Source organism: Nocardiopsis sp. ATB16-24 (assembly GCF_030271535.1).
Lineage (GTDB): Bacteria > Actinomycetota > Actinomycetes > Streptosporangiales > Streptosporangiaceae > Nocardiopsis.
Genome location: NZ_JASCXJ010000011.1, coordinates 1 through 11,767 on the forward strand (window position 1 = coordinate 1; position 11,767 = coordinate 11,767).

Here is an 11,767-nt window from a genome sequence, read left to right on the forward strand (position 1 = left end):
GGCCTTTGACACCCCGCTCGGCCGGGCGGGTCTCCCCGCACGGCTGGGGCCTGCTACCGGGCGCTCCGGCGCTTACCCGGACGGGACTTACACCCGCTGGCCTGACACAGCTTTCAGGACGCACCATGCGCCCACGCTACGGGAGAGGGATCCGAGCGGGGCGTTGCCGGTGGAGAAGCGCGCCCTTTCCCCGTGATCTTGCTCTTGGTGGCACTGCCGGGCGCCCCCAGTGACGCTGGGAGCAAGATCCACTGGTTGATCATGGTGGTGTCAAGGAGGGTTTCGACAGCGGCGCCGGGGTGACTCCAGCAAGATCTGTCGGCGATGACCTAGCGGTGACCTGTCCACCAGCGCTCGCGTGCCCGGACGGCGGAAGCGCCGGCCACTGGGAGGGGCCCGAGGGCTCGCCGCCTCCAGTTCCGGTCGCCCGGCCTTCTCCCGGTTCCGGTCGTCACCGTGGCCCGCTCGCCTGGCGGCCCCTCCCGGTTCCCCGTCGGGAATCGCAGACGGGCTTCCTCTACGCCACCCGGGTGGAGAAGCGCGCCCTTTCCCCGTGATCTTGCTCTTGGTGGCACTGCCGAGCACTCCCAGTGACGCTGGGAGCAAGATCACGGGGGATGCGACAGGCCGAGGAGGCTCACCGGCCCGCCGCCTGACAGAGAGGCGTCACCGGGTCGATCAGCGTGGAGGACCTCGACGGCGCCGTCTTGGCAGCACTGGAACGCCTGCGCGGGTAGACGCCCAGAAGGGGATCGGTTCCGAGGAAGAGGTACGTGCGCCGGCGTTCGCTGGTCTCCACCGGCAGGAGGAAGGGAGCGGGGGAACCGGTGGGGCCGGAACACGAAACCCATCGGTCATAGGGGACGTACATGATGGATCCCATGGAACGCTGCGATTTCTGCGAACTCCCCCTCGGCGGCGGATGTGCGTGCTCTCTCGACCGGAACGACCGGAGCGCCCGCGTTCAGGAGACCGGCGCCGCGTCCGGGGACGCGCTTTTTCCGAACGACGCCATCCTCATCTCACCCCGGGGCGTGGCCCACCGTCCGGGTTGCATGCACCAGTCCGAATCCGAGATCAAGGCGCCACGGTGGGGGTGGATCCCCGCCCCCGACCCACAACTGTGGCGCCGTCTCGGTGAGTCCTCCCCCGCACGGGCCACGCACGGCAACACCGAGCGGGTCGCCACACGCCGCTGCCAGAGCTGCGACACCTGAGCGCACCGAAAGTCCGGGAACCGGCTCCGACTTTCCTTCGTGGCCGGTTCCCACCACCTCTGATGGCGTCCGTCCCGCTCCGTCCAGGGCGGCGGCCATGGCGGCGAAAGAGCCGATCGAGACCCGAGTCGAACCGGTGGGGGGCCTCACCCCTTCACTGGCACCGCCGGCCGGAACCGGTCGGGGTACCGTGGCGGCCTTCACCCGTGGGTACCGTGGTCGAAGACCGCCGGTAGGAAGAGGAGGCGTCCAAGGGTGCACGGCTTCGAACGGCTGCCGGCGCGGATCTTCGACTTCACCTCCGGGAACCGCCGCGACCTGTACTTCGCGATCCTGCACGTGTTCAACGACGCCAACGAACGTCTTGAGACGGCTCTGCCCCTTGAACAGGTGCACACCCGCCTGCCGGAGACCGGGTACGCCGAGCCCACCGGGGAGGACGAGGTGGAGGCGGCGCTGCGCCACCTGGAGTCGCTCGGCCTGGTGGAGTCCTCCCAGAGCTACACCGCGGCCTACGCCACCGCCGCCGAGTTCGAGCGCAAGAACGTCCAGTACACCCTGACCGCGCGGGGAGAGGCGGAGTTCGCGGGTGTGCGGCTGGTGTTGGAGCGGCTGAGAGAGCGAGGCGCCCTGCAAACGGCGGTGTTGGACGCCATCGCCGACCGTTTGGACGCCTTGTACGTTCTTGCGGCCGACGAGGACCCGGGGGCGGACAGCCGGGTCTTCACCACCCTCCAGGAACTGGAGGGCCACCTGGACTCACTACGGGACAACACCAAGCGCTTCAACAACGAACTCCAGCGGCTGCTGCGTGCGGAGGGCACCGATCTGGGCACCTTCCACGAGGTCAAGCGGGCCACGGTGGGATACCTGGACGCGTTCGTGGACCACCTGGAGGAGCGGGCCCGCACCATCGCCGACGCGTTGGCCCGGGTGGAGGGCCGGGGTGTGGAACGCCTGCTGGAGCGGGCGTTGTCGGGGGCCAATCTTCCTCCGAGCGCGACCGAGCGTGTGCGTGCGGACTGGTTGGAGAGCAGACGCGCCAGGTGGTCGGGGCTGCGGTTGTGGTTCGAGCCCACGGCCGAGGGCCAGGAGGGGGTCCGCCGGTTGCACGAGGTGGCGCGGCGGGCCATCGGTGCGTTGTTGGAGGCGTTGGAGCGCATCACCGAGTCGCGGCGGCGGTCCTTCAGCACCGTCGAGGACCTGCGGACGGCGGCCCGTTGGTTCGCGGGGGCCGGATCCGAGGAGGAGCTGCACCGGCTGTGGTCGGCGTTGACGGGCCTGTCCCCCGCACGACACGCGGTTTCGGGGCACGCCGACGACGAGCTGGTCGCCCCAGGGACACCATGGGCACAGGCCGAACCGGTTCCGGTGTCGCCCAATCTGCGCTCCTCGGGCAGGTCGGGGCGCGTCGCCCGGACCGCACGGGTACGCGACGTCGAGGAGACGGCCAGGCGCCGCAGGGAACATGCGCTCGCCCAGCGGGCGGAGGTGGAGAGGGCCCGGCGCCTGCTGGCCACCGACGGGCCAGTGCGGCTGTCGGCGTTCGGTGCTCTGGACCATGACCTGTTCGAACATCTGCTGACGCTGCTCGGTCAGGCGTTGTCCGAACCGGCGGGCGGCGACGGTACCCGGCGTGCTCTGACCTCGGACGGGCGGTTGGAGATCGTGCTGTACCCGCCGCCGGACGGCCGTGAGGCGAGGCTGCGCACCCCGCGCGGGGTCCTCACCGGTCCCGACCACGTGGTGTCGATTCACGTGCCCGGTGCCGGCGCGGCCGGTGTGGTGGCGGGGAAAGGCGGTGGGGTGTGAACGGCCGGCCCCCGACCCGGTCCGCCAACCGGCGGGTGACCCAGACCAGGGACGAGATGGCGTTGGGCATCCGGGCCTTGCTCGCCTCTCCCCTGCTGACCCGGGAGCACGACGAGGCGGCCTTCACGGCGGTGCGACGCAGGCGCACCGAGCTGACCGCCTGGTTCGACTACTTCTGCGGGTGGACCCTGACGGTGGAACCTCGCCAGGGCTACGCGCGACTGGCCAAGGTGCGCTCGGACGACTCCCATGTGGCGGTGCCGCGTCCGGCACGTCGCGTCCGTGGGTCGGGGATGGCCTTCGACCGGCGGCGTTACACACTGTTCTTCCTGGCCGCGGCGGAGTTGACCGTGTTGAGCCGGACCACCATCGGGTTGCTGGCCCAGAGGGTGGCGCACACGTGCGCGGTGGAGGAGGCCATCGCCGACTTCGACTCCTCGCTGCGGTCCGAGCGCGCCGCGTTGGTGGACGCGCTGCTGTTGTTGGAGGACCACGGTGCTCTGACCGCGGTGGACGGCAGCACCGAGTCCTATCTGGCCGGCGAGGACGCCTTGGTGCTGTACCGTGCCGACACCGCACGGCTGGCCCGGCTGATCAGCGCACCGGTGTCTCCCTCGCGCCTGGGCGGGACGCGCCCGAACCTGAGGGGGTTGGTGGCCGAGGAGCGATACGGCTTCCCGGTGGAGGGTCCCGTCGACCGGGGTGACGCCGAGGGCCGTGGTCAAGGCGAAGAGGAGACCGTGGGCCCCACCCACCACCAACGGCTGTTGCGCGCACGGCACTCGTTGATGCGGCGCCTGTTGGACGATCCGGTGGTGTACACGGCGGACCTGAGCACGGAGGAGGCCGAGTACGCGGCGACCCTGACCGGGCGGGGGCTGTTGCGGCGAGCGGCCGAGGAGGCCGGGTTCCGGTTGGAGGAAAGGGCCGAGGGGTACCTGCTGGTGGATCCTGAGAGCCGGGCCACCGACGACGTGTTCCCAGGCGAGGGCAACGTGAAGCAGACCGCCCTGCTGCTGCTGGACGTGCTGCTCGACGCGGCCGAGCCCCTGCCCTGGCCCGCCCTGGTGGGGAAGGTGGAAGGGTTGTTGGCCCGCAGACCGGCGTGGGCGCGCAGTTTCCGAGCAGAGGGCGGGGCGGCGCAGCTGACCGGGGCGGCCCTGGACGTGCTGGTCGGGCACGGTCTGGCCAGGGCCGTGCCGGACGAGGACACCGTGGAGACCGGGGTCGGCTGGGGCGGCCCCCGCTACCGGCCGCTGCCCGCGGCCCACCGCTACGCCGTCGACCGGGCCGCCTTCGACGGCCCGGCATCCGAACGGGATCAGGGACAGGAGACGGGAAAGGCATGACCGGAACCCCTGCGGAGGACGGCATCGACCGGTGGCGCCCCGCTCGTGCGGGCATTCTCAACGTCTGGCGGTACTACCGGGAGGTCTTCACCTTCCATCGGGGTCGTCTGCTGCTGCGCGGTCGCAACGGCACCGGCAAGTCCAAGGCCCTGGAGCTGCTGCTGCCCTTCCTGCTGGACGCGAGCCTGCGTCCCAACCGGCTGTCGACCTTCGGCGGCAACGAACGGGCCATGCACTGGAACATGATCGGGCACGGCTACCCCGGGGCGACTCGGGTGGGGTACGTGTGGTTGGAGTTCGAACGCCCCGCCGGTGAGGGCACCGAGTATCTGACACTGGGCGCCCGGTTGCAGGCCACACGCGACGTCTCCTCGGTGAAGCCGACCTACTTCACCTCGACCTCACGGGTGGACGAGGACTTGTCCCTGCTCACCCCCGAACAGCAGCCGCTGACGGTCAAACAGCTCAAGACGGCGATCCAGGAGCCGGGGCACGGGACCGTCTACTCGGGACCGGAGGAGTACCGGTCGGCCGTACGCGCTCTGCTCTATCCCCGCCTGGACCAGGCTCGCTACGACGCGCTCATCACCGCACTGCTGCAATTGCGCACACCCAAACTGTCCGAGCGTTTGGACCCGGGACTGCTGTCCTCCCTTCTGTCCAGCGCGCTGCCCCCACTGGGCCAGGGGGAGCTGGCCGACATCGCAGGTGGGTTCGAGCGGTTGGACCGACACCGCGAACGGCTGCGGAAGCTGACCAAGGAGGTGGAGTCCGCCAAGGACCTGGCCGCCCGGCAGCGTGTGTACGCCTCACGGGTGCTCCGGGGCGCCGCCGCCGAGCTCACCGCCGCCACAGCCGAGATGGGCCGGTGCGCTGAGCGGCTTCGGACGGGCCGGGCCCGGGCGCACGAGACCGAGGAGGAGCTCTTCCGACTGGGTGAGCGGGAGGTGGAGCTGGAGGAACTGCTCGACGCGGTCTCCAGCGAGCGACAAGGACTCAAGGACAGCGAGGCCTACCGGGCGGGGTCGGGGATCGACCTCCTGCGGGAGCAGGCCGGTCGGGCCGCGGAGGAGTCCGCCGGACTGGCCCGCGAGAGTGAACGGCGTCGGGCCGCGGCCGAGAAGGGGACGGACCGGGCACGGGAAGCGGCGGACGTGGTGGCTCGGAGCGAGCAGAGCGTGTCCCGGGCCCGTTCTCGGGCCGAGCACGCCGCGCTGCGGGCGGACCTGGCCGGGGCGTTCGAGGAGACGGAGCGGGCGCTGGCGGCCGAGGGTCGCACGGGGGTGACCCAGGCGCGCCGGCTGATGCGCGCCGCCGTCTCCCACCGAGAAGAGCTGATCCGCGAGGTCCACACGGCCTGGAACACCCACCGGGAAAGGTTGCGGCGCCGCCAGGAGCTGGAGTCGGACCTGGGTGAGGCGGGTGAGGAGTTCGCCGAGGCGAAGGAGGGCGAGGCACGGGCGGAGTCCGCCCACGAGGCCCGAACGGCCGCTCTGGCCGAGGCGTTGACGACCTGGGCCCGCGCGTGTGTCGAGCTTCCCGTGGGAGATCCCGAAAGGCTGATCGCGGCGATCGACCCCGAGACGGGGGCCGGTCCCCACGCCGGGGTGACCGCCGCACGGCAGCGGGCCGGGGAGGAGCTGGCGATGTCGCGACAGCGGGTCCGCCAGCGCGCCGAGGAGTGGGAGAAGCAGCGGAAGGAGGTGACCGGGCGGATCTTCGCCCTGAACGAGACGACCGTGGTCGCCCCTCCGACTCCGCACACCCGCACCGCCGACCGCGTGGGGCGCTCGGGCGCGCCGCTGTGGCGGTTGGTGGGCTTCGCCGACGGGGTCCCCGAAGGTGTCCGTGCCGGAGTGGAGGGAGCACTGGAGGCCTCGGGCCTGTTGGACGCCTGGGTCATGCCCGACGGGTCGGTGCCCGAGGTGGTCGGTGACACCGCCCTGGCGGCCCCGGCACACTCGGGCACCGGCCCCGACCTCATGGAGGTGCTGGTGGTGGAGGAGGACACCCCGGTCCCGGCCGAGCATGTGCGTGCGGTGCTGGCGGGAGTGTCCTACGAGGCGGACGGGGCCACCGTGGCGGGGCTCGGCCACGGCGGGGTACACGGCACCGACGCTCCCGTGGTGGTGTGCGCGGACGGCCGGTGGCGGTTGGGGCACCTGCACGGCCATGCGGCCAAGGAGGCGCCGACCCTCATCGGAGCACTGGCCCGGGAGCGCAACCGTGCCCGGCTGGTCGCCGAGCTCACCGCGAAGCTGGCTGAGATCGAGGCCGCGCAAGAGGCCGTGGAGGAGGAGGGCCGTGCCCTGGACGAGCGGCGCCGGCGACTGGACGCCGAGGTGTCCGCCCTGCCCTCCGACGCGCACGCACGGCGGTCGGCGCGCGAACTGAGGTCGGCCCAGGAACTGGTGGCCCTTCGACGCGCGGAGACGGAACGGCGACGCGAACGCCTGGCCGACCACGAATCCCGGGTGGCGTCGGCCGAACGGGAACTGCAAGCGGTCACGGCGCGGCACCGCCTGCCCGCGGACCCCGACGCTCTGGAGAGCGCGCGTTCGGCCCTGGGGTCCCTCAGTGAGGCGGTGGAGACCTGGTTGGACGGCCGTGCGGAACTGTTCGTGCGGACCGAACGCCTACGACAGGCCCAAGGAGACGCCACCGCCGCGAAGGAGGAGGCGGTTCGGGCGGTGAGGGCCGCCACGGCCGCCGAACGCAACGCCAAAGACCTGGGGGCCCGCCTGGCCGCGGTGGAGGCCACCGTGGGTGTGGAGCACCGCAGGGTCCAGGAGCGGGTGGCTCTGGCCGAGCGACGGTTGAAGGTCCTGCGTGAGGACCTGGACGCGGTCCGGTCGGAGCAACGGGCGCTGCAAGGCCGACACGGTGAACTGGTCGCCGAGGTGCGTGTGCTGGACGAACGCAATACCGCGGCGATCGCGGCCCGGGACACGGCGGCCGACCGTTTTCGAGAACTGCTGGACACCTCCCTGTTCGAGGACTCAGGGCTGGACGTGCCCGTGGACGAGGTGTCCACGGTGCGAGGTGTGCTGGACACGGCACGGGCGGTCTCGGCCACCTCCCAGCGGGCCGACCACTCCCCCGAACGGCTCAGCGGAGCGCGGGCCAGGGTGGTGGAGGCCGTGCACGGCGCCCGGGACGTCCTGGCCGGACGCACCTACCTGGAATTGGTCACCGTGGGCGAGACGCAGCGGGTCAGCGCCCTGTTGGACGGGGTGCGCATGGGCGCGCGAGGCCTGTACGAGGCGTTGGCCGAGGAGCACAGGGTCCGGTCCGCCGACCTGACCGAGGAGGAACACGGATTGTTCGACCGGGTGTTGACCGGGGACACCCGGCGTCATCTGGCCGAACGGATCCGCCGGGCGACCGGTCTGGTCGAGGGGATGAACGAGCGCCTGGGGCGGGTGCGGACCGCCTCGCGGATCTCGGTGCGCCTGCGATGGGAGGTGGCCCCCGACGCACCCCACGGCACCGAGCGTGCGCGCGCCCTCCTGGTCCGAGATCCGCGCAACCTGGACGACACCGAGCGGGAGGTACTGCACGCCTTCTTCCGGGAGCGGATCGATGACGCACGCGCGGAGGACTCGGCCGCCGGGTGGGAGGAGCACTTGACACAGGTGCTGGACTACACCTCCTGGCATCGGTTCACCGTGGAGTTGGACCGTGACGACGGCCGGGGGTGGCAGCGGCTGACCCGGCGCGAACACGGCGGGCTCTCCGGCGGGGAGAAGGCGATCGCGCTGCATCTGCCGTTGTTCGCGGCGGTGGCCGCGCACTACGCCACCGATCCCGGAGCCCCCCGGTTCATCCTGCTGGACGAGGTGTTCGTGGGGGTGGACACCGCCAACCGGGGACAGATCTTCGCCCTGCTGGTCGACCTTGGACTGGACCTGGTGTTGACCAGCGACCACGAGTGGTGCACCTACGCGGAACTGGACGGCATCGCCGTCCACCAGCTGATCCCCGCGGGCCCCGACGAGACGGACGACGCGGTGACCACCGCCCGGTGGGTGTGGACCGGCTCCGCATTGGCCGAGGCCGAGCCCGCCGGGGAGGGCGGGAGCGCATGGGAGGGTTCCGTCGATGGTGCCGCAGAGGCGCCGGGGACGGCCTCCCTGGCCGGGGAGGAACGATGAGCGGAACGGAAGAGGCCGTACCCGGCCCGGCCGGGGTTCCGCCGGTGCCCTCGCATGTGGTGGAGGAGCCTCTGCTGCCGTTGTGGCGCGCGGTGCACGACCGGCTGTCGTCGGGGCGTCCGGTACGTTCGGTGACCCTGCGGGGGTTGGACGAGACCGCGCAGGCCGCGCTCGCGGACCTGCTGGGACTGACCGCCTATCCCGGCCCGCGGACCACCGTCCGCATGGACCGGTTGGACGCGGCCCTGGCCCCGCTCGGAGTGGACGGCCGGACCGTGGCGGAGTCGGTGGTCGGACCGCTCGGGGACCGTGCGGCGGAACGGGCACGGGCCGCCATGGAGCGTTCCGAGCTGTGGTCGTGGTTGGAGGCGCATCCGGTGGTCGCCCATCAGCCCGCCCTGTCGGAGTGGGTGGCGCGGGTGCGCACTGACGGGATTCCCCGGGATGGCGCGGAGCGGCTGCGGCGGCGGTTGGCTCAGGCTCTGGAGATATTGGCGTTGTTGCCGCTGGCCGACAGCCGACCCCTGCCGGCGTTGGCCGCCGAGGTCACCGGTGATCCGCATGCCCTGGACGGAACCGGAGCACTGCCCTCCTTGGTGCTACGGGCCCTGGCGACCCTGCGGGACGCACCGTTCCCCCAGGACGCACGGGGCAGGCGCGACCTGTGGGCCGGATTCGGGGTGGACTGTGACTCCCATTCCACCTCCGTGTTGGTACTGGGCCTGCGTCCGGAAGGGGAAGGCCCCTTGGCCACGACCCTGCGAGTGTGGGCGGGGGCCGGACGCGCGGCGTCGGTGACCCTGGATCAACTGTCCGACGCCATGGAGATGAGGGTGCCCGGCCCGGTGGTGCACGTAGTGGAGAACCCATCGGTACTGGCGATCGCCCAGCGTCGTCTGGGGGAACACTGCCCTCCCTTGGTCTGCGGCTCCGGGTGGCCCAACAGCGCCGTCGTGGCCCTGCTGCACCGGTTGGCTCAAGCGGGCGTCGAGCTGCGTTATCACGGGGACTTCGATGGGGAGGGGTTGCGGATCGCCGCCCACCTGATGGCTCGGACCGGTGCCGTCCCTTGGCGGATGGGGACCCAGGACTATCTGGACGCGGTCGAGGACGGCGTTGCTGGATCCGATCCGGGAAGGATGAGCCCCGTGCCTTGGGACGCGGAACTGGCCGGGACCATCGCCGAGCGAGGGGTGGCCGTCCCCGAGGAGAGGGTCGCCGACCTATTGATCGACGACTTGGCGACCATGGTCGACCACTGACCTCACGGACCCGACATCGGATTCCCCTGTGGGTCGGTACGGAGGACCGGGGATGGGGTTCTTGGTCTTCTCACCCCCACCGAACCTCATCTAGGTGTGTGGCTCTCGGCTTTCCTGCCATCGCATCATCCCCGCGTGCGCGGGGAGTATGCGGCCTTGAGCCGCTCGTTGAGGTCGGCCAGGGGACCATCCCCGCGTGCGCGGGGAGCACCCGGAGACGGTGGAGGCGATGGACAGCACCGCGGGACCATCCCCGCGTGCGCGGGGAGCATACGGTCGCTCTGGCCCCGGTGTTCTGGCTGGGGGGACCATCCCCGCGTGCGCGGGGAGCACGGGGTGACCTTCTGGGGACGCAACGAGCCGATGGGACCATCCCCGCGTGCGCGGGGAGCACGGCGTGGATCAACCCGCGAAGGTCGCCGAGGCGGGACCATCCCCGCGTGCGCGGGGAGCACGAAGACCCGGCGATCCGCCACGTCGCGATCCGGGGACCATCCCCGCGTGCGCGGGGAGCACACTTCTTGACTTGCACCTTTACCTCAGGCAGCGGCCCGTTTTTACAACTTCCCGAAGAACAGACAAAACAGACAACGTCTGCGCTCCCTGAAAACCCATGGTCCGAGGTTACCGACAAACGACGGAACACCTCTCCCCGGTGAGCCTCGGACCGACCGGCCGACGGCGTCGAGCCCCTCTCCCACCACGGAACACACTTCACCCCCGTGTCAACGGCGACGGCGTCGGAACGCCCGGCGGAGCCCGGAGACGGAGGGCTTTCGGTGCAGCCACGGAGGCCACGCCTCCGTGCGCGGGTGGGGGACCCACAGTTCCTCGTCCTCGCCCGACAGTGCCTGTACCACGCTCTCGGTCTCCTCCACTCCCGCGAAAAGCATGATGTCGGTGGCGACCATCTGCACGGACAGGTGGGCCGCAGCGGTCACCGGGTCATCGACCGAACTCTCGCTGAAGGGCTGGGCCGCGTTGAGCGCCAGGTCGACCGCGCGCTGACGCGCCTCGCGGTCGGTGAGGTCACCGGCGAGTACTGCGAGGACCGCTGCCATCTCCCACACCACCGAGGCGATGCGCTGACGCTCCTCCTTGTCCATGGCGGCCGTCGTCCGCGCCAGGGACAGGCAGCTCTCGCTGAGGATGATGAGCCGGTCCACCCTCTCGTCCTCGTACTCCAGCGGTTCGGAGCTGGCCCAGCGTGCGGTGGTCCACCGCACGCTGCGGTGGCTGGTCTCCTTCGCGCGGCTGAGGTCGGCCATCGGTCGGCTCAGCGCGCTCAGGCGGTCCACCGTGCTCAACGAGGGGTCCTCGTCCTCCTTCAGCGCATGACCGGTCGCGTTGAGCAGACGCACGATCTCCTGCAGGGTCTCGGTCTCGATGCGCCGCAATCGGGCAGCCGGACGCGCGGGGAAGAGCACCTGGCTCATCGTCAACGCCACACCCGCCCCGATCAGCGCGTCGGTGAGCCGACTCATCCCCACCTGGCCGTCGGCGAAGGCCAGGGTGAGGATCGCCCCGGACGCGGCCTGGGCGATCACCAGGCGTGCGGCGCCGAAGGCGACCCCGACCGTCATCGCCACCGCGATGGCGACCACCATGGTCCCGTAACCTCCGCCGGTGAGGGCGATCGATAACTCACCGACGACGATCCCGATGACCACGCCCAACAGCATCCGCACCGCGTTGGTCCCGCGCTCACCGCCCACGGTGTTGAGTGCGATGACAGCGGCGATCGGCGCGAAGAACGGCGCGTGGTCCTTGACCAACCCGCCCGCGATGATCCACGCCAAGGTGGCGGCGATGGCGCACTGCAACACCAACCACATGTTGTCGCTCAGGTGCTCCAGGACCACCGAACCCTTGCGGAACAGCCACCGCCCTGCGGCGTGGAGGTGGTTCAGCATCCGCTCGCCTCTTCACCGGCTCTGCGTTCGGCGGACCACCGCATACCCCGGTGGCGACCA

The 11,767-nt window shown here is 71.1% G+C and carries 6 protein-coding genes and 1 CRISPR repeat array; of the genes, 5 read left to right on the forward strand and 1 reads right to left on the reverse strand.

Annotated features, from left to right (window positions below):
- The first annotated feature begins 1,055 nt into the window (after positions 1 to 1,055).
- The 5 genes from PFX91_RS23140 to PFX91_RS13510 all read left to right on the forward strand — a co-directional run bounded on the left by PFX91_RS23140 (position 1,056) and on the right by PFX91_RS13510 (position 9,794).
- Positions 1,056 to 1,217, forward strand: coding sequence for a hypothetical protein (locus PFX91_RS23140; RefSeq protein WP_352231675.1), 162 nt, complete (start codon positions 1,056 to 1,058; stop codon positions 1,215 to 1,217).
- Between the two features lie 255 nt (positions 1,218 to 1,472).
- Positions 1,473 to 3,029 carry a TIGR02677 family protein gene (locus PFX91_RS13495; protein ID WP_285731866.1) on the forward strand — a complete coding sequence of 519 codons (1,557 nt, stop codon included), beginning with the start codon at positions 1,473 to 1,475 and terminating at the stop codon, positions 3,027 to 3,029.
- A gap of 35 nt (positions 3,030 to 3,064) precedes the next feature.
- A complete protein-coding gene (locus PFX91_RS13500) occupies positions 3,065 to 4,378 on the forward strand; it encodes a TIGR02678 family protein (protein WP_285731867.1) in 1,314 nt (437 codons plus the stop codon).
- Positions 4,375 to 8,532, forward strand: a complete 4,158-nt coding sequence (locus PFX91_RS13505) for a TIGR02680 family protein (protein WP_285731868.1) — start codon at positions 4,375 to 4,377, stop codon at positions 8,530 to 8,532. Before PFX91_RS13500 ends, PFX91_RS13505 begins: the two co-directional genes overlap by 4 nt.
- Entirely contained in the window at positions 8,529 to 9,794 is a 1,266-nt protein-coding gene (locus tag PFX91_RS13510; RefSeq protein WP_285731869.1) for a TIGR02679 family protein, read from the forward strand. Before PFX91_RS13505 ends, PFX91_RS13510 begins: the two co-directional genes overlap by 4 nt.
- Positions 9,795 to 9,915: 121 nt before the next feature.
- A CRISPR array of direct repeats spans positions 9,916 to 10,310; the repeat unit is 29 nt; unit sequence GGGACCATCCCCGCGTGCGCGGGGAGCAC.
- Positions 10,311 to 10,519: 209 nt separating this feature from the next.
- On the opposite strand, the gene PFX91_RS13515 is transcribed toward PFX91_RS13510, so the two are convergent.
- Entirely contained in the window at positions 10,520 to 11,707 is a 1,188-nt protein-coding gene (locus tag PFX91_RS13515) for an FUSC family protein (protein WP_285731870.1), read from the reverse strand.
- Positions 11,708 to 11,767 lie beyond the last annotated feature (60 nt).

Coding starts and splice junctions, on each gene's coding strand:
- PFX91_RS23140 (WP_352231675.1), top strand. CDS start 1,056: ATGCACCAGTCCGAATCCGAGATCAAGGCGCCACGGTGGGGGTGGATC.
- PFX91_RS13505 (WP_285731868.1), top strand. CDS start 4,375: ATGACCGGAACCCCTGCGGAGGACGGCATCGACCGGTGGCGCCCCGCT.
- PFX91_RS13510 (WP_285731869.1), top strand. CDS start 8,529: ATGAGCGGAACGGAAGAGGCCGTACCCGGCCCGGCCGGGGTTCCGCCG.
- PFX91_RS13515 (WP_285731870.1), bottom strand. CDS start 11,707: ATGCTGAACCACCTCCACGCCGCAGGGCGGTGGCTGTTCCGCAAGGGT.